Annotated in this window: 12 protein-coding genes; 9 read left to right on the top strand and 3 right to left on the bottom strand. The window is 40.3% G+C overall.

All coding sequences use genetic code 11. The features are described 5' to 3' along the window. Window positions 1–25: 25 nt before the first annotated feature. From QZ574_RS05850 to QZ574_RS05835, 4 genes are read left to right on the top strand one after another with little or no spacing between them, the layout of a single operon-like run. Window positions 26–1534, top strand: a complete 1509-nt coding sequence (locus QZ574_RS05850; protein ID WP_297087756.1) for a LysM peptidoglycan-binding domain-containing protein — start codon at window positions 26–28, stop codon at window positions 1532–1534. Further along, window positions 1531–2997: a GDSL-type esterase/lipase family protein gene (locus QZ574_RS05845; RefSeq protein WP_297087754.1), complete on the top strand. Its 1467-nt coding sequence runs from the start codon at window positions 1531–1533 to the stop codon at window positions 2995–2997. Before QZ574_RS05850 ends, QZ574_RS05845 begins: the two co-directional genes overlap by 4 nt. After that, complete coding sequence (locus tag QZ574_RS05840) at window positions 2997–4385, top strand: GDSL-type esterase/lipase family protein (protein WP_297087752.1); 1389 nt, start codon at window positions 2997–2999, stop codon at window positions 4383–4385. The genes QZ574_RS05845 and QZ574_RS05840 overlap by 1 nt, the downstream gene beginning before the upstream one ends. A 17-nt stretch (window positions 4386–4402) precedes the next feature. Next, window positions 4403–6091 (top strand): MBOAT family O-acyltransferase, encoded by a 1689-nt coding sequence (locus QZ574_RS05835; RefSeq protein ID WP_297087750.1) that lies wholly within the window; start codon window positions 4403–4405, stop codon window positions 6089–6091. Between the two features lie 28 nt (window positions 6092–6119). On the opposite strand, the gene QZ574_RS05830 is transcribed toward QZ574_RS05835, so the two are convergent. Together QZ574_RS05830 and QZ574_RS05825 are read right to left on the bottom strand one after the other, a co-directional pair. Next, window positions 6120–7967 carry a hypothetical protein gene (locus tag QZ574_RS05830; protein ID WP_297087748.1) on the bottom strand — a complete coding sequence of 616 codons (1848 nt, stop codon included), beginning with the start codon at window positions 7965–7967 and terminating at the stop codon, window positions 6120–6122. 189 nt (window positions 7968–8156) lie between these two features. Next, on the bottom strand, window positions 8157–9767 hold the full coding sequence (locus tag QZ574_RS05825) for a sulfatase (protein ID WP_297087746.1): 1611 nt from the start codon (window positions 9765–9767) through the stop codon (window positions 8157–8159). Window positions 9768–10070: 303 nt separating this feature from the next. On the opposite strand from QZ574_RS05825, the gene QZ574_RS05820 reads away from it, so the two are divergent. From QZ574_RS05820 to QZ574_RS19425, 4 genes are all read left to right on the top strand, one after another. Further along, a complete protein-coding gene (locus QZ574_RS05820) occupies window positions 10071–11297 on the top strand; it encodes an ROK family transcriptional regulator (RefSeq protein WP_297087743.1) in 1227 nt (408 codons plus the stop codon). A gap of 39 nt (window positions 11298–11336) precedes the next feature. Beyond that, window positions 11337–14660 (top strand): SusC/RagA family TonB-linked outer membrane protein, encoded by a 3324-nt coding sequence (locus tag QZ574_RS05815; RefSeq protein ID WP_297087741.1) that lies wholly within the window; start codon window positions 11337–11339, stop codon window positions 14658–14660. Between the two features lie 12 nt (window positions 14661–14672). Further along, complete coding sequence (locus QZ574_RS05810) at window positions 14673–16406, top strand: SusD/RagB family nutrient-binding outer membrane lipoprotein (protein ID WP_297087739.1); 1734 nt, start codon at window positions 14673–14675, stop codon at window positions 16404–16406. A 231-nt stretch (window positions 16407–16637) separates the two neighbouring features. Continuing rightward, complete coding sequence (locus QZ574_RS19425) at window positions 16638–17063, top strand: SusD/RagB family nutrient-binding outer membrane lipoprotein (RefSeq protein ID WP_363313616.1); 426 nt, start codon at window positions 16638–16640, stop codon at window positions 17061–17063. A 315-nt stretch (window positions 17064–17378) separates the two neighbouring features. Here the strand turns inward: QZ574_RS19425 and QZ574_RS05805 are convergent, their stop codons facing one another. Continuing rightward, window positions 17379–18866: a Gfo/Idh/MocA family oxidoreductase gene (locus tag QZ574_RS05805; RefSeq protein WP_297087737.1), complete on the bottom strand. Its 1488-nt coding sequence runs from the start codon at window positions 18864–18866 to the stop codon at window positions 17379–17381. A gap of 214 nt (window positions 18867–19080) precedes the next feature. Here QZ574_RS05805 and QZ574_RS05800 point away from each other — a divergent pair, with 214 nt between their 5' ends. Beyond that, window positions 19081–20424 (top strand): BamA/TamA family outer membrane protein, encoded by a 1344-nt coding sequence (locus QZ574_RS05800; protein WP_297087736.1) that lies wholly within the window; start codon window positions 19081–19083, stop codon window positions 20422–20424. The last annotated feature ends 74 nt before the right edge of the window (window positions 20425–20498 follow it).

The raw sequence follows: 20498 nt of genomic DNA, 5'->3' as shown, positions 1-20498 counted from the left end.
TTTATTCGAATTGTATTTGAAACCATTGTTGCAAAATAAGCAGGGGATTGTTTTTGGGATTGTTATTGCTGCTCTTTTATTGGCCACGCAATTTACGTTTGGGCAGGATAGTATCGATACCAAAAGTTATGCTTATCGTTTTCAGCAAATGGTGAGTAGTTTGTCGGGGCAATACCCCTGGAACGACGAAAGTTTTTATTCCGGGCAGTTAAGCACATTAAACAAAGAAAATGGGACTTATTTGCCGAATTCATCGGTGTACCATCCTCAAAAATTCGAGGTCTACTATTCAATTCTAAATTCGCTCGACGAAAAGCAAAAGACCGCTTTTGTAAAAGCATTCGCTTATTACAACCAGGAGGTGAAAAACGCATTAAATACAGCCGGATTAAGTTTGGAATTGCAGTATCTACCCGCAGTTCTGTCGGCTGGCAATGCACTTTATTCCAGCTCTTTTAAACGAGCAGGAATCTGGCAGTTGACCCATTTTCAGTCGGTGATGAATGGTTTGAGGCTTGAAAAGTTGTATGATGAACGTTTACAGTACGAAAAAGCAACAGTGGCTGCTGTTAATGAGCTGAAAAACAATAAAAAGCTATTTGAAGATACCAGGCTGGCCATGTTGGCCTATGTTTTCGGAAAAACAAAAGTGAAAAACCTGCAGCATCGTACCGGCCAGAATGCAAGTTTTCAGGATTTTATGGCTGTGGCATCAAATGATATTGTGGAATTTATGGCAGCCTACCAGGCTTGTGTTGCTTTTTTGAGTTCAGTGGCTTTTGTTCCTGATGAATCGAAAATAGAAACGGTGATAATACCGGTTAGGACTCAAATGCATTTTTCGCAAATTTGTTTGGTGCTTCCTGTAACGCTTGCTGAAGTACAGTTTTATAATCCACAATATCCGTATTCCATATTACCTGAAAATGCTTCGCTTTGCCTGCCTGCAAAGTTTAAAAATGATTTTCTGGTACAGCAGGATTCGATATACAATACGGTGGACTCGGCTATGTTTGAGGTAGTTGCGCAAAAAATAGAATATCCGCCGGCACCCAATCGTCAGTTTATTGGCGAACCGGTGAAAGACCTTGAAATAGCGGGGAAAACAAAAATAAAGTACAGCATAAAATCGGGCGATGTGCTCGGATTTATTGCCGAAGATTATGATGTTAGGGTTGCCGATTTAAAGTATTGGAATAATATTTACAACGAGCGAAAAATTCAGGCCGGGAAAACGCTCGATATTTTTGTTGACAATGATAAGGCAGCTTATTATTTAGCGCTACAACAAAAAAAGGAGAAAAAGGATAAACCGATAACTGCAATCCCCGATTTTTCAGCAGGTACATTGCCGGGCACGGCCATTCTCCAAACAGCAAACAAGGTAGAGCATGTTGTAAAAAGTGGAGAATCGCCTTATGTTATTGCAAAAAAATACCAGGGAGTAACTCCTGAGAAGATATTGGAATGGAATAACATTTCAGACGCCCGCAAAATTCAGATTGGTCAGAAATTAATAATCTACGTGCAATGAAACCGGTTCAAACTCTTATTTATACACTTAGCGTTATTACTTTGTTAGCCGGGGTAATGTGGTTAATACCAGATGACGGTATTGAAGTTGGTGATTTTACATTTCATATGCCAACTTTTGCTGAAATGCTGGTGGCTGATGATGTGGAATACACCGATGTGTCGACAATAATTGCGCAGCAATTCGAAATAGACTCGCTGGTAGACATTGAGCTGGATACTGTAGCCGGCGATACAGTGATTGAAGTTGTGCATCGGGCCAGCTACGATTCGCTTGTGCAAACCGTGCATCGGGTTGAAATGAATCAGCAGGGGAGAGAAAACCTCTACCGTTTTTTTGAACATCTGAAAAATGATACGCTGGTTCGGATAATGCATTACGGCGACAGCCAGATTGAAGGCGACCGGATAACGGCTTTTATACGAAATAAACTGCAGGTTAAATTCGGAGGTACAGGTGTTGGCTTGCGTCCGGCTTTACAACCTTACGATTATGTTTTTAGTGCGCATCAGCAAAACTCCGACAATTGGAAACGTTATCCGATTTACGGGAAAGTCGATTCAACTGTCGAACACAGTCGTTACGGAGTTATGGGGGCTTTTTCGCGTTATGCACCATTGGCAACCGATACTTTATCATTTGTAGATTCGGTATTGTTTGAAGCTGAAATGAATGTGTCGAAATCGGCCATTTCGTATAAACGCACTCGCGAATATGAACAGATGCGACTGTTTTACGGGCATGCCAAACGCCCGGTAGCGGTGCAGGTTTTGGCAAAGGGAGATACCGTGCTCGCCGATACGTTGGCACCCGATATTGATTATGCTGTGCTCGAGTGCAGCTTACCCGATTCAACTTCGAGTGTTACATTGCGGTTCTCGGGATACGATGGCCCTGATGTGTACGGTATTGAACTGGCTTCGACCAAAGGAATTATTGTTGACAACATTGCCTTACGCGGTAGTTCAGGAACCATTTTTACAAAAGCCGATTTTCAGCATAGCCTGAAAATGTACAAGGACTTGAACCCGAAATTCTTTATACTACAGTTTGGCGGAAATGTAATTCCGTACATAAAAGACCAGAAAGCGATTGACCGCTATGGCCGCTGGTTTTCGAGCCAGATTAAACGCATTAATGCACTGTGCCCCGATGCGGCTATTCTGGTAATTGGGCCAAGCGATATGTCGACAAAAAAGAAGGATAAATACCTTACTTATAAACATTTGCCGCGTGTGGTAGATAAGCTTAAAGAGGTTTCGCTGGCTAATAATTGCGCGTATTGGGATATGTACCAGGCAATGGGCGGGCACAATAGCATGCCTTCGTGGGTAAATGCTCAACCCGAACTGGCTCGGCCCGATTACGTACACTTTTCGCCACGAGGCGCACGTTTGGTGGCAAACATGTTTTATAACGCACTGATTTTGGAGTACAACAATTACCTGGAGGAGGAGATTTAATGAAGGTGTACCGGAAAATAACATTCAGCAAAGAACACGAAAAAACTAAAAGACTGATACTTGCTAGCCGGGTTTTTTCAATACCTTTTTTTATCGGATTTTTTCTGCTTGGCCTTTCGACTTTTGCGCAGCAGGGAAACTACTTTTACCATGTTAACCAATATAATTTTATTCGTTACGATTTAAATGAAATGCATTACCCGGGAACCACCGAAAATGCAGAACGTTTTTATTCGAAACTCGAAAAATTAATCACCACCGGTGAAGGACGAGTGAATGTGGTTCATATCGGCGGTTCACATATTCAGGCCGGATCGTTTTCGGGGCAAATGCGCAACCGTTTTCAGCAACTTAACGGCGAAATAAATGCCGGTTGGGGTTATATGTTTCCTTACCGAATTTCGCGCACAAACTCTCCATTTGGTTACTACATCCGTTATAACGGCTACTGGAAAAGTTTCAGAAATGTTGAACGTAAAAAAAGCGGTATGCTTGGGGTAGGTGGTATGTCGGCATCAACACAGTCGCCAAAAGCCGAACTTACTATTTTACTGGAAGAAGAAAACGAGCTGGATTACAGTTTTAACAAGTTGCGCATTTATTACGAAAATGCAGAGCAGAATTATTCGCTTGTTATCGACTCTGCTGTTGTGACAAAAAAATCAGAGTACAACGGTTATATCGATTTTGAATTAAACCAATGGGTTGACAGCCTAAAAATAACTTTAGTGAAGCAAGCTGGTGCAGACGGAACTTTTACCTTGTTGGGATTGTCAACAGAATCGAATCCAAATGGAGTACTTTACCACAGCATTGGAGTGAATGGAGCGCATGTTCCGGCCTTTTTGCGTTGCCAGCTTTTTCAGGAACAGTTGTCCGGGCTTCACCCTGATTTGGTAATTCTTGGGTTAGGTATAAACGACGCCTATGGCCGCCGCTTTTCAAGCAGCCGGTTTGAAGATAATTACGGACAGCTTATTGATAAAATTAAGGCAGCTGCACCCAATGCCCTCATTGTATTTACCACAAATAACGACAGTTACCTGTACCGAAGGTATGTAAATAAAAATGGCGAAAAGGTTAAGGATAGCATGTTTAAAATGGCAAAAAAATACAATGCCGGAGTTTGGGATATGTATTCAGTTATGGGTGGGCTTAATTCCGTGGTGCTTTGGCAGAATAATGGCCTGGCTCAGGCCGATAAAATTCATTTTACACGCGAAGGTTACCTGATGGTTGCTGATTTGTTTTTTGGGGCGCTGATAAAAGATTTTGAGGCCTTTGTTATCAGGCGGAATAAAATGACAGCTACAAGTAAGCCGGGCAATAATTCAACCGGCGAGGGTGGTATTGTACAACCGGCCGCTACGGAAAATACGATAAACTAAAACGAAAACTACAATACTTGGATTTATTACAACAAATAGAATTAAACGAACTTTTACGGAATATTTTTCTGTACGATAAAACGGCACCTCTTATTTTTACACGCTTTTTCTTTTGGGCCTTTTTTGCTTTTGTTTTGGCCGGATATTCTTTGGTGTACAAAAATAAAAACCGAAGTGTTCGGGCAGGGTATCTTTTCCTGGTTAGTTTGTTTTTCTATTACAAATCAAGCGGGTTCTTCTTTTTTATTCTGCTATTTAGCACCCTAACCGATTTTTTTATAGGCAAAAGCATTTATAAATCAAAAAATGAACTGTTTCGTAAATTTCTTATCGCAGCCAGCGTAGTTATCAACCTGGGGCTACTGGCTTATTTTAAATATGCCTACTTTTTTATCGATAGTATAAACATCATGTTTAGTACCGATTTGCAGGTAATTAACCACCTTGCATTGTGGGCCAACGAAGCAACCGGCACGCATTTCGAGGTAAACCAAATATTACTTCCGGTGGGTATTTCCTTTTTTACATTTCAAACCATAAGTTATTCGGTTGATGTGTACAGGGGAGAAACTAAGCCGGTAAATAACCTGGTTGATTTTGGCTTTTATGTTTCGTTTTTTCCGCAGCTGGTGGCAGGGCCAATTGTTCGTGCATCGGGTTTTGTAAAGCAAATTTACGAAGATTACCGCCTGTCGAAAGAGGAGTTTGGATGGGCCGTTTTTATCATACTGAAAGGATTAATAAAAAAGATATTTATTGGCGATTACATCGCAGTAAACTTTGTCGATCGGGTTTTTGCCGATCCAATAACACACTCCGGGTTCGAAAACCTGATGGCATTGTTTGGTTACTCTTTGCAGGTATATGTCGATTTTTCGGGGTATACCGATATTGCCATTGGCGTGGCTTTGTTAATGGGCTACCGTTTGCCACAAAACTTTAATTCGCCGTATAAGGCCAAAAGTGTTGCCGAGTTCTGGAAACGCTGGCACATGTCGCTTTCATCGTGGTTAAAAGATTACCTGTATATTCCTATTGGAGGTAACCGCGAGGGCTCGGTATTTAGTTACATTAGTTTGGGTATTATTTTGGCTATTGTGGTTTTGCTGGCCGGCAAGTTAATTCTGGTTCCCATTTTTGCAGCTTTGGTATTGGTTTTTGCGTTGCTGGCAAAGTTTTCGCCAAAGGTAAAACGCAGCATTAATACCAATATAAACTTAATGCTAACTATGCTTTTGGGTGGTTTGTGGCATGGTGCATCGTGGCAGTTTATTATTTGGGGTGGTTTAAATGGTGTTGGACTGGTGGTTTACAAATTCTGGCGAAAAATTAGTCCGTGGGAAAACCTGAACAACCGTTTTGTTACGATCTGGAGAATTGCTTTTACTTTCACTTTTATAACTTTTACCCGTGTGTTTTTTCGCTCCGAATCGATGGAGGTGGTAAATGGAATGTTACGCCAAATTGGTACTGATATGCAACTTGCAATTATCCCTGAAATTCTTGTGGCTTACAAATGGGTGTTTTTGGTAATGTTGTTTGGCTTTATTACCCACTGGTTGAGCTATGCTTTAAAAGAGCGGGTTAAAAACTGGTTTATTAGTTCGCCGATTTGGGTTAAAGCAATAATTGCAGCTATTGTTGTAGTATTTGTTTATCAATCTATATCAGCTGATATGCAGCCTTTTATATATTTCCAGTTCTAAGGTAGAGGAAAAGGTTCGCTTGCTTTTTTTATTCAAAGTTCATCGGAGCCGGACCAATAGGTTCAAACGAAATAAAGCGTTGTTTTGATTGTTCGTCGAGAGAAAATCCAACAAAACTCATGTCAGCCGGCGGAAACGGATAAAAGGCCAGGCGAAGCCGGAAGGTTTCAAAAACCAGGTTTTCGTTGTGAAAACGTATGCCGAGGCCAATGCCACTGTAGTAGTCTTGCTTAAAAATTAATTGTTTGTTTGAGCCAATTGCGCCCACATCAACAAAACCAAATACGGCTATGTTAAACTTATAAAATTCGTGTGGAAGGAAAACTACATGTTCCAGCTTTACGTTTAAACGTTGTTTGCCAATGGCAATATCGCTGTCGAAACCGCGAATATGGTCGTTCTCGCCAAGTGTGAGATTTTCTATTTCAAAACGCCTGACACCAAGCGTGTAATTTAAATTGGCAAATGTTCTCACCCTTTTTCTACCGGCAGTTGCAAGTTTCGAAATAAAATTCACTTCGCCATGAATGATGCCCTCCTCAAACTTACTATTTTTTAGGTAGCCACCCACACCGGCCGATGTAAACAAATAGCCTCGCCTGCTTAATAAGAGATTCCCGTTTGAAGTAAAAAAATGGAGGTAATGCCTGTCGCCGTGCTCATTGGCATCGTAGCCATAAATCAACTCGTTTTTAAACCCTTCAGGAATATTTTCGGTAATTCCGTAGCTGTAAATTAACTGGTCCTGAATGTATCTTCGTTGTGAAACGGTTAACCCAAGCATATACAAGGTGCGATTAGCAAAGAAATGGCTGTTTTCCGGATCCACCACCGGCTCTTCAAAATAGTTCCAGTTATTTATTCCGCTTAACAGGGTTAGTTCAGTAATATTCTCGTGTCGCGGACTGATATTAAAGCTTCGTCCACCCCAAAAACTGTTTACCCACAAGTCAAGCGGTTCTTCCACTTTAACCGGGTCGGTGTTTCTAATTCTGTCGGTGCGGTACATTCGAGCCGAAAATCCACCGTATCCCCATTTCACATTTTGTGTAAGAAAAGGTTTCCTGAGATCAAAAACATACCCTTCTCGCTTGTAGGTATTCAGGTAGCCCAATTTGATATCGAGAAAACGACCGCCAATGTTTTTTATGTTATAGTAAGTTTCCACACCCAGGTAGGGTTCGCGTTCAATGTGTCCAACAAATTTCACCGAAACCTCGTGTCCCACACCAAAGATATTTCGGTTGTATAATTCAATATCTCCCGAGCTGGTACCGTTTACTCCGCCTGATACCCCAAAAGAAAATCTGTCTTTGGTTAATACGGTAACGTTAACCAATCCCACATACACGCTATCTTGCTCTACATAAATTCTTACATCGCGAATGTAGGGCAAGTCTCTGATAATCCGTTCGTTTTCGTACATTACTTCGGGATCGAGCATGTCGCCAATTTTAAAAAGCAAAAGCTTGCGGATGGTTTTCAGGTTGGATTTGGTATGAATGGCGTTGGCCGCTTTTTCGGCCCAGTTATCGGCTTTTTTTGTGGTATCAGTACACGAGGGGCCAAAAACATCGAGTGCGTTAATGTTAATACTGGCAATTATTTTTCCTTCGTATTTGTTAAAATAGTCAAGCGCCAATGCCTTTTTATCCACATAAGGGCGTGGGGGAGAGATTAATGCATCGTAAAGCCATCCGGTAAGCTTACGTTGGTTGGCCCTGTTTTCTAAGCTGTCGTAAAAATGTTCCTGTTTTAGTATACGTTGTTTCTCAATTTGAATGGTGTCGGTATTTGGTACTTGTGCATATCCTGCCAGGCCTGCTGCTATAACTAACAGGAAAGTAAGGTATATCTGTATTTGATTTTGTACCATTTTTTCGCTTTCGATAAAAAATTGAACCCTCTTTATAATTAGGTGTTTTGAATGTAACAATTTTATTATTCATAATTTTTAATTCTTTCTGTTAATTTACGTTAAACAGTACTGGCCGTAAATAAAAAACCACTTGCCAGGTGGGCAGGTGGTTTTCCTGTTGATTTCTATTTTATATGAGTTTGTTTACTATTGAGCTGCTCTTTTTTTTCTTAATTTTTCCTGGTGGTCGAGATAAGCTTTTAAAAACCGTTGGTCGTTTTCATCGCTGTCGCCGTAATAACTTCTTAATTCCTGAAGTTTTGTGTGAAGATCTTTTTGCACCTGGGCATAAGCCGGATCATTATAAATGTTCTTCATCTCGCTGGGATCGGTTTCCAAATCGTACATTTCCCATTCGTCAATATCGTAATAAAAATGCATCAGTTTGTAGCGTTCGGTGGCTACGCCATAATGCCTTTTTACCATGTGCACCGATGGGTATTCGTAGTAGGTATAATAGACTGCATCGCGCCACTCTGAGTTTTTGCCGCTAACCAGGTCTCTAAACGATTCTCCCTGCATTTCCTCAGGTGCTGTAATTCCGGCATAATCAAGAAAAGTAGGGGCAAAATCCAGATTCTGAACCAATTTGTTGATTTTTGTTCCCGGCTGAATCTCTTTTGGAAAGCGCACCAATAAAGGCGTTCGAAATGATTCCTCGTACATAAAACGTTTATCAAACCAGCCATGCTCACCAAGGTAAAATCCCTGGTCAGAAGTATAAACAACTATCGTATTTTCTTCCAAACCCGCTTCTTTCAGGTAATCGAGTACTTCACCAACGCCATCGTCAACCGATTTTATGGTACGCAAGTAGTCTTTAATGTAACGGTTAAACTTCCATTTTCCAAGTTCTTTGCCTTCCAGCTGCTGAGCTTTCATGGCGTCATTCTTTGGCGTATAAGCTGCCAGCCAGTCCTTTCGTTGCTGTTCGTTAAAACGCTTTAATTCATTTTCAAAACCGGTAGGATTCCCATCCGGATCGATTAATAGTTTAAAGTCGTGCCCCCATCGGGCATGCCCGTCAATTTGCATTTCCTGTTCTTTGGCGGCGCTTCCTCTGCCTTCGTAATCATCAAAATAATTTGCCGGTGGATCGAAGGTCTTATTGTCATACAGATTCAAGTACTCTTGTGCCGGTTTCCAGTTGCGGTGTGGGGCTTTTTGATGGTAAAGTGCGCAAAATGGTTTATTGGGGTCGCGTTTGTTTTTTAACCAATCAAGCATGCTGTCGGTAATAATATCGGTACAATAACCTTCAATCTGCTCCCATTTGCCACTGCCATTTACCATAAATTCAGGGTTGTAATAATGTCCTTGTCCGCGCAGTACCATCGAAAAATCAAAACCCTGAGGTTCTCCATCAAGGTGAATTTTTCCAATCATGGCTGTTTGGTAGCCATTGGCCTGCATTAGTTTCGGGAAATTTGGTTGGTTCCAGTCAAAAGGTTGCACGTTGTCCACTTTTCCATTAATAAAACTGTGCTTTCCGGTTAAAAGTACTGCACGGCTTGGTGCGCAAATTGAGTTCGTTACACAAGCCCTTGTAAATAATGCACCTTCATCAGCAATTCGGTCGATGTTTGGAGTTTCGTTAAGCCCGCAGCCATACGCACTAATCGCCTGGTACGCATGGTCGTCGCTCATAATAAATAAAATGTTGGGCTTGTCCGAATCTGTTTTCGATAAATTTCCACATGAAGAAAAGAAAATGCAAAGGATAATAAGTTTGCAAAGAAGTTGAATTTTTTTGATCATCTTGAATTTTTAGATTATAGTTAATAATAGGTGTTTACAATATTAGTGAAAAAATCTGAGGCTATTTAACCGCTGATCATAACTACTTCTGACTTTCGTTTTGGTGTTTCTTCTTTCTTAAAAGTTTTTACTTCAAAAATGTATGGAGTTATTGTATGTTTTACATTAATACTTTATTTAGTATGGGTTTAGCAAAATAAAATTGATTAATAAAAAATACTTATTAAAAAAATTAACTAATAGTTTAATTATTTATAAAATAATATTTAAATTGCATCGAATTTATTAGCCAAACTGTCTTATATGGTTCTTTTAGAGGATATCGAGAATACTACACTTTCCGGAAATGAGCTTAAGAAGTATCGAAGACGAAAAAGGATTTTAGATCTTTTGTACCGGCACGATACCTTATCAGCCACATTTATTGCCAAAAGTATTGGTGTAAGTTTGCCTACAGCACTTGCTTTGTTAAAGGATTTAACGCAACTGAAACTTGTAGAGGTTAAAGGAAGTGGAGAATCAAAAGGTGGACGTCGGCCTACTTTGTTTGGATTAAATAACAGCAGCATTTTTGTAATTTCAATTGAGCTGGGCAGATTTAAAGGCAAGGTAGCTGTTTACGATTCACATAATCAGTTAGTTGCTCCGGTTGAGCTTATTACTACTTCAATTGACGACAAGGAACTGGTTGATAAGGTTTACAATACGGCCCGCCAAATTCTATCAGAAAATTATATCCGATACAGCAGCGTATATGGTGTGGGTATGGCTATGCCGGGTTTGGTAGACAGTGCTGCCGGAATAAATTTTACCATTAAAGAAGAAGCCTACCAGAATATTGGCGAACGATTAAAGGAAAAATTCGGGAAATTAGTTTATATAAATAATGACGCCCGAATGGAAGCCTACGGTGAATTTGTTTTTGGTGAAGCCAAAGGTTACCAAAATGCCATGATTATAAACTGGAACTGGGGTGTAGGTTTAGGTATGGTTTTAAACGGCAAACTTTATAACGGGGGAAGTGGTTTTGCCGGCGAATTATCGCATATCAAATTTGTTGATGATGGCGATTTGTGTATCTGCGGAAAAAGAGGCTGCCTGGAAACCGAAATTTCAGCTTATGTAATAATAAAAAAAGCCATCGAGGCTGTAAATACTAACCGCATCTCGCAACTTACTCATAAGTTTAAACACTGCACCGATGATATTCGGGTGCAGGATATCATATCAGCAGCAAAGATGGGTGACGAATTTTCCATTTCATTGCTTAATAGTGTTGGTCAGGCACTCGGAAAAGCATTGTCAAATACTATCCAGTTATTAAATCCGGACATTATCGTTTTGGGAGGATTGGTTTCAGAGGCCAATCAATATGTTTTAACGCCCATTCAGCAATCGATAAATCAGTACTGTCTGGAGCAAATTTCTGGTAATACTAAAATAGTAATTTCCAATAACTGGCGGCATTCAGGATTATTGGGGATTACAGCAAAATTATTTCAAAAATTATTTAGTGAGATGAATAATTAATCTAGTACAATCTATTAAAAATCATTTAAATTAAAATCTATGCGAAAGATTTTTCTGGTTTTAGGTATGTGCTTTGCGTTACTTGGTAGTGCAATAGCACAACAATCGGTAACCGGGACGGTTATCGATGAGGAAGGCATTGGAATACCCGGTGTCTCAATAGTTCAGAAAGGAACAAATAATGGTACAATTACCGATGTTGATGGTAATTACACTATTAAGGTTCCGGGAGACGCGGTTTTGGTTTTTTCTTTTGTTGGAATGAAAACATTGGAAGAAGAAGTGAATAACCGACCTTCAGTTGATATAACACTGCTTACCGACGCAGTAGGAATCGACGAGGTAGTTGTAACAGCGTTGGGTATCAAGCGCGAAAAAAAAGCGCTTGGTTATTCAATGAGTTCGATTAAGGCTGACGACCTGGTAAAAAGTGGTGTGCCGGTTAACCCCTTAACATCGCTCTACGGAAAGGCAGCAGGTGTTCGTATCTCGAGCACGGCAAACGGCCCTACTGGTGGTATGATTATTAACATCCGTAACTCGGTATCGTTAACTTCATCATCATCAACCAGGCCTTTGTTTGTGGTTGATGGTATTCCTATTTTCGACGAAAACACCGGAATGAACCGCAACGACAGAGATGGTCGTGACAAGGGTACAGGTATTAACGATATAAATGCTGAAGACATCGAATCTATAGAGATTCTGAAAGGTGCAAAAGCTTCGGTTTTATATGGTTATGCAGGTGCAAACGGTGTGGTATTAATCACAACTAAATCAGGTACCAAGAAAAAGGGTTTAGGTGTTGAAGTGAATTCAAGCTTTACCTGGGATAAGGTGGCCTACTACCCCGAGTTGCAAGATGAGTTTGGTACCGGTTCGAGTATTGGTGCCGCATTGCCAAATGCTGAAGATACCGATGCTAACGGATTCAGGTATAAAGATGTTAACGGCGTTAAAACTCCGGTTTACTACGGATCGGGTGGTGCAGCAGGTTTTGGCCCGCGCATGGACGGACGCGAAATTCTTTGGTGGGATGGACAAATGAGAGAATACAGTCCTCAGGAAGACAACTTTAAAGAATTATTTCAAACTGGACACTTAAGAACCAATGGTTTTGCCCTGTCGAATGCCGGCGACATGGGAAATGTACGTTTTGGATACACCAACAAAAAATTTACCAGCACGGTAATTGGTGCCGATCAGGATAACCACATATTTAGTTTTAACGGAAGCCTGGATATCTCGAAAAATATTTCGGTAAATTACATCAGTAACTATTATTACACGTTTAACCACAATGCTCCTTTCAGAATGCAAGACGGTTTGGTTACCTATGGTGTAAACCGCGATATGAAAACCCAGCTATGGAAAGATAATATTGTTGATGATACAGGTGTATACTGGTATTTCAGAGATAAAGAAAGAAGCGAGGCTGCCGGAAGCCTGGTAGGTAAGTTGGGAAGCAGTTATTTCTGGAATCAAACACAAAACGATTTTGATGAAACCCGTCATCACTTAATTCAGTCGGTTAACCTGAATATTGATTTTACCGACTGGCTGTCGCTTACCTTGCGTTCTGGTTTTGATATGACCAGAAAACTAAACGAAGTAAAGAAAAAAGTTACACGTCCGCTTAGCGAAAACTCGCAGCAAGGGTATTACTCGGTTGAAGAGCGTAACATCTTTAACTTTTATAACAATGCTTATTTGAATTTCGATAAAAAAATCAACGACGATTTAAATATCAGTGGTTTAATTGGCTTTGTATACGAAGATTTTAGTGATCGTTACGTGAAGTCTTTAACTCAGGATTTCCTTGTGGAAAACTGGTTCTCGCTATCAAATAGTAGTAAAGATGTAAAATCAGAAGGTTCAGGATCACGCAGATCAAGTGTTCTATACGGTGTGCTTGCATCGGCACAATTGGCCTACAAAGATCAGTTATTCCTTGAAATACAAGGGCGTAACGACTGGTCGTCGATATTGCCGCCGCAAAATAACAGTTATTTCTATCCCGGTGCAAGTTTGTCGTGGATTGCAAGTGAAACGCTCGATTTACCCGAGGTAATTCAGTACGCCAAAGCACGTGCATCGTTTGCCGATGTTGGTCGTCCGGGCCCAATTTATTTTGGTAACCTGGCATTTAATGTAAACAGTTATGGTGGTATAGCTTATGCTACTGCATCAAGCGATATGCCTCCTGCCGATTTTGAAACGGGAATTGCAGAAGGAAAATTGCCACCGGAAAACCTGAAGCCGGAACGTAAGCGTGAATTTGAATTTGGTTTTGAAATGAATTTCTTCCAGGGAAACCGATTGGGAGTTGATTTCTCGTGGTTTCAAGCCAATATTTACGACCAAATTATTGCATTGGATGTGCCAAAATCATCGGGTGTAAATAAAATTAAAGTAAATGCCGGCGATGTTCAAAACAGCGGTGTAGAGTTGCAGCTTACCGGAAAGCCGGTAATGGGGCGTAATTTTAACTGGAACACCACTTTAAACCTGGCAAAATACAATACCGAAATTAAAGAACTTTCTGACGGTGTTGATGTATTGCCTTTGTGGGGTGTTACCGGAGCCAGCATGGAAGCCCGCGTTGGTGGCGAGTATGGCGAGTTTTTCATTAATCCCTGGAAACGCGATGAGAATGGTAATCTTGTTGTAGGTTCAAATGGTGTTTACCAGTTCGATACCGAGCAGCAGGTGAAGGTTGGAAAACAAATTCCTGATCTAACCGGTGGATTAAACAACAGTCTTTCGTACAAAAGTATTTACCTCGATTTTGATTTCGATTTTCAGTTTGGTGGAACTCTTATTTCGCAAACCAATATGTACCTGAAAGGAAACGGAACAGGTAAAGAATCGTTAAAGTATCGCGATGAAGCCCGTGGTGGTTTGCCATATTATGTAAATACTGATAATCAAAAAATACTGCTTGAGTCGCATTCCGCAGCAGCACCTTCCGATTCAAAATACGATTTCATTCTGCATGATGGTGTAATTCTTCCGGGTGTTAAAGAAGATGGATCGGAGAACAATACGCTAATTGCCGCGCAGGAGTACTACGAAAGAACGTACTGGCAGGGTTATATGGATATTACCGAAGACGCCATTTATAAAAGTGATTACGTAGCATTACGTAGAATTACACTCGGTTACGAACTTCCAAAACGTTGGATTAACAATACTTTCTTTAACCGTGCCCGTATTTCTGTATTTGGTAACAACATTGCTTACATTTATAAAGATGCGCCAAACGTAACTCCTGAATCATATGCAGGAACAAATGAATTTACCGAGTATTCAGGTATGCCCGGTGTGAGAAGCTTTGGATGTGAAATTAAACTTGGATTTTAATACTTATCAATCATGAAGATTCCATATAAAAACATATTAAATATAAAGACAGGAGTAATTGTTTTTGTCTCACTGTTACTGACCTTTTCATCATGTCAGAGCGAGTTGGAAGACCAGTTCTACGATCCGGAAAGGCAAACCGAACCTAGTTTTGAAATGCTATTTACCGGGGCATTGCAACCAACCGAACTGTTTCGTCTGGAGTATGGACCTGGCTATCATCAGGCACGTGCGTTCAACCGTGTTTTAGGCCTGGGAACTTTCCCGTATGCTTATTACAACAATGTTCCGGATAACAGTGTAACAGCCTGGACCGGCTGGTCGGGTGCTACCTTGCGTAATACTCAGTTTAATAAAACTTACGTTGATTTTAACAAAAACATCCCGGTACTAAACCTGATGTTGAATGGCTTATCAGAAGAAGAAAAGCCGAATTACGAAATATATGTACACTGCATTAATGTGGTGAAAGCATATATGTTTCAACGGTTAACTGATATTTACGACGATGTGCCTTACACCGAAGCGAACGGCGCTTACGAGAAAAAATTCTGGGCCAAGTACGATACTCAGGAGTCAATTTATATGTCGCTTTTAGATGAGCTAAAAGAAATTGATAATGCGTTGAATGGTTTTGAGTTAAACAACTCGTTGGCGCACGAAAAATTTAGGGTACATGATATCTTAAACAATGGCGATGTGCTTAAATGGCGTAAGTTTGCCAACTCAATGCGTTTAAGAATGGCCATGCGCATCTCGGTTGTAGCCCCTGATAAAGCCAGGGAAGTAATAGCCGACATTGTTAAAAATAACCTGCCGGTAGTGTCAGAAGCCGATGACTTTATTGGTATGGCCGAAAAAGATTATGCGCACGTTATGGAGTGGTACTGGCCACGTGCAATGAAAGAGATGTGGTATAATTTCCATGCTCCACGTTTTATGGTTCGCGATATTTTTGGATACGAAGGACCAACAACGCCTGAAGACCAAATCGACCCAAGGTTATATACCGTATTTCAGCCGAATCAATGGGGCGATTATGTTGGTGTTGACATTTGGGGAGCAGATCAGTTTCCAAATATTGAGGCCGATATGGGAGCATTGGGATACGAACAAGACCGAATTAACGGAGCAAAAGATTGGGTTTATGACGACCATCTGGAGCCTTACTTCTCATTCTATAACAAGATTACCTACTATAATTTTGATATGGAATATCCGGCCTTCACACCATCAGAAACACATTTGCTGCTTGCTGAAGCTGCCGTTCGCTTTCCTGAATCTGCAACGGGTATTAATCCGGTTGAAGCATACCGTAAAGCAATTGAAGAGTCAATCAACTGGTATTACCAGGTGAACAAATCAAATACGTTTGATGTAACAACAAACCCGGCTATCCCCGCAAATATTATGGATGGATCGTATGCAGCTCAACCAGTTGCCGACGCATTTTTAGACGGAAAAGCCGCAAGCTTTACAGGAATGAGCAATGATGAAAAAATTAAAGAGATTTTTTACCAGAAATTCGCTCACCTGAATGTACTTAACTACTGGGAAATTTGGAGTGAAACCAGGCGCCTGCAAAAAGAATATGGCATATTGGCCCCGGTTTCGCAAAAATGGGTGTGGATGGAAAGATTCTATTACCCATCGAGCGAAGAAACTACTAACCCTGATAATTTCCAGGAAGTGGCTCATAAGAATAATCACGATACACCTGTTTGGTGGACAGGTCGTACAAAATAGTGATCTTTTTCATAGATAAATTTGGTTAGATTAAAACCGTTGATTTTTATAATCAACGGTTTTTTTTGTTTCTGTCATTTCATCTGTTTAAAATTTTTCGATTTCTGAATGTTCAAAATCCCGATACATCGGGACAGGAACTCACATAAATTTTAATCATTCTTTTTTGTGAATTTAGAATGAGGAAAATTCATGTTCGTTTCATACATCTTTAAAGAGCAATATTCGTAAATTGATCATACAGACCAAGCTTTAAGCTATTCAATTAATAATTACCATATTTATGATAAAACCACAGGAAACGTTACTAACGTATTTTCGGAGAATTTTGGAGCAGCAACCAATAACGATGTTTTATCAAAGATAATTACTCAAAAGTATATTGCTAACAGCCCAAGGCAACCGCTTGAGGCATGGAATGATCATAGAAGGCTGGGGTTACCTTTCTTTGTTAATCCTGCTGTAGAAAATATTCTGCCAAATTTGCCTGGAGCAACGCCGACTGGTTTACTCATTAGCAAACGAGAGTTTTTTCCACATCGATTACGTGGTCCAATTTCATTACAGAACACTAATCCTGACAGCTATGATCAGGCATTACAATTTTTGGGTAGAGAAGATTTAGTAACTACTCCTTTATGGTGGGCAAAACAGTAAAACTGTTTAAACCATAATTAGTTTGGTTAGATCAACCGTCGCTCATTTTAATGGGTGGCGGTTTTTTTTTGTTTTTGATTAGGGGTAAATTATTCCTCGCTTGTCGTTAAGTAAAGTTTGTATTTTTTTTCATACTTTATTTAGTTTGATTAGAGCGAAACCGTCGGTATCCGAGTCGGCGGTTTTTGACATTTCAGAGTAAAAGAAAACTACCAACAATTAAACAATAAAAAGAAAACTACTTTATTTTCTTACACGAAGTAGTGGAGTGAGTAAAAAGAAAGGGCAGAATATTCAGCCCTTTCTCATTTATAGTTATTCAACGTTTAGCTGTACTGATGAATTTGCATTTTTTACATTTCTAACCCCTGTTGTTCCACCCTCAATAAGCGATAAATCAACCGGATTGTTGGTTCGCCAGGCTCCCCGCGTAAAATCAGGCACTTCAATAGGTTGCGATCCGTTAGCAATCGACCATTCGCTAAGTGGAGTAATGCAGCTCCAGGTGGCTGCATCGTACACATCCATATCAACAGGTAATCCGTTTCGCAAACAATCAATCAGTCGCCAGTCCATCATAAAATCCATTCCGCCGTGTCCGCCAACCTGTTTGGCCATTTCTCCCACACGTTTTATAATTTCCGGTTCATATTTTTCTTTTAGCTCGTTCATGCCGGCCTCGTCAACAATGTCGTGCCCAAAAGCAATGTGTTTTAGTGGCCATTTTTGTGCAAAACATTTGGTGCCGCTAAGCATATGTATACGTGAATAAGGGCGTGGCGAAGATACATCGTGCTGAATTAAAATTGTGCGGCCTTTGTTGGTACGAATCATTTGCATGTCCATGTTGCCGCGCAAGTTCATTCCTACAAACTGTTCAAAAAACGGGTCTTCTTTTGCTTTTTCTTTAATGCGATGTTTTAAAGTAAAATCTTCAGACATCATGGCTGTCAGGTAGTCCATTTTGTCGCCACGATTGATGTTCATTGCCTGACAAATGGGTCCAAGTCCATGTGTTGGATATACATTTGCTTTACGCTGATTTTCGTGCAAACGCCACATTTTGGTATACGCTCCATCGGTCATTTTTTCGTCTTGAGGCTTGTTAAAATGCCAGTAGTCGAGATCGTGAATGTAGGCACCTTCGCCATGAATAAGATCGCCAAAAATACCCTGACGAACCATATTTAAAGTCAGCAGTTCAAAAAAATCGTAACAACAGTTTTCAAGGATAACACAATGTTTTTTGGTGCGTTCTGATGTTTCCACCATTTGCCAGCATTCATCCATTGTTTTTGCAGCCGATACCTCGAGTGCAGTGTGTGCTCCGCCTTCCATAGCAGCCAAACCAACCGGCACATGCCATTGCCAGGGGGTTGCAGTGTAAACCAGATCGCAAAGTCCACTCGCGCAAAGATTTTTAAATTCCTGTTCGTCGCCAACAAATTCTTTTGCCTTTGGCAAACCTGCTTCATCAAGTATTTTTTGGGCACCATCAACTGCTGCCTGACGAATATCGCATAACGCCGTTATTTCTACGCCTTCAATATAGGTCATACGTTTTACCGCTCCTGCGCCTCGATCACCAATTCCTACAAAACCAACCCTAATTTTGTTAAGTTTTGGAGCAGCATACCCGCACATATTAAATTGTTGAGGATTGTTATTTATAGCTGCATCTTTTATGTGTTGCATGGCCGACTGGGCACTTGGCGATTGCTTACATGATGTTAAGCCACCGGCCAAAATGCCGGCTCCCGTGAGTCCACCTATTTTAAAAAAATCTCTGCGGTTTGATTTCATGTTGATTTGATTAATTCATTTGTTTTAAAAATATTAATATAGATTGCTAAAACAAAATAAAAAAATATGAAAAGTTTGGTGCTGTCACCAGATTACAAACAGGATTGTAAATTTCCGTATAAAAATAATTATATTCGTTATGTATTCTTATACTAAAACATTCAATGACATTTCTTTTGGAAATACTTTCTTCGTCTAACTAAAATCAAACAACATGAAACGTATTTGGCTTATTTGTATGTTTTTAATCCTGAGTTTTGGATTAATAGCACAAGATGATTTAACCAAACAGGGGTGGAACTTTGGTGCGCTTCCAACCATTACTTTCGATACCGATTTGGGCTTTCAGTATGGAGGTTTAATAAATCTTTATCATTATGGCGATGGAAGCCGGTATCCAAAATACGACCATTCCATTTATCTTGAAGTATCGAGGTTTACAAAGGGCAGTGGTATAAACCGGTTTTATTATGACTCGGATAAGCTGATTGAAGGACTTCAAACCTCGGTTGATATTAGTTACTTGAGCGACAGGGCCTACGATTTTTATGGCTTTAACGGGTATGATGCTGTGGTGAATAAAGATTGGTTTGATGATGAAACAGCCGATTACCGCACACGAATGTTTTACAAGTACGATCGTAAATTGTTTCGTTTTAAAGTTGATTTGCAAGGCGATTTGGCCGGCGAAAGTGTAAAATGGGTTGGCGGCGTAAACCTATTGAACTTTAAACTGGATTTAGTGGATGTTGATAAATTGAATAAAAATAAGGACCAAGACGACCTTTTACCGGGGCACGACGAACAACCCGGACTTTACCAAAAATACCAGGAGTGGGGTATTATTTCAGATGAGGATGCCGATGGAGGTTTTGTTCCTACGTTAAAGGCAGGGATAGTGTACGATACGCGCGATAATCATCCCAACCCGATGAAAGGAATATGGACAGAAGCTGTTTTAATGGGGTCTCCCGAATTTTTAGGTGGCGAAAATAGTTTTACCAAATTAAGTGTCATTCATCGTCAGTATTTTACTTTGGTACCAAACAACCTGTCGTTTGTTTACCGGCTCGCCTACCAGGCTACACTTACCGGTAATGCCCCCTTTTATTACCAAACACAAATGATTACAACGGTAATGAAAGGAGCTACCTCAGAGGGACTTGGAGGAGCCAGCTCCTTACGTGGGATACGAAGAAACAGGGTGGTTGGCGATTCTTATTTTTTAGGTAACGTTGAAGCCCGTTGGAAATTTGCCCGTTTTCAGTTTATCAATAACAACTTTTATTTAGGCCTGAACGCTTTTGCCGATTTTGGTAGGGTAACTGATAAAATTGATTTTGAAAAACCTGACTATTATGTGGAATTAGATTCACCTGGAGTGTATAATCATGATGATTATTTTGATAATGATGCAGAAGCCATACATTATTCGTTTGGATTGGGCTTGCGCGTAGCGATGAATGAAAATTTTATCATTCGTTGTGATTATGGTATGGCAGCTGACGAGCGGGATGGTGAGTCGGGAATTTACATTGGTTTAAATTATTTGTTTTAATTGGTGCCGAATAATTATTTTACGCACGCTTCAAGCACAACGATAAAAACCAACATCTTAGCGAAAAAATTGGT

Origin of the sequence: uncultured Draconibacterium sp. (assembly GCF_913063105.1) — a bacterium.
Lineage (GTDB): Bacteria > Bacteroidota > Bacteroidia > Bacteroidales > Prolixibacteraceae > Draconibacterium.
This window is presented reverse-complemented; position numbering and strand designations above follow the sequence as displayed.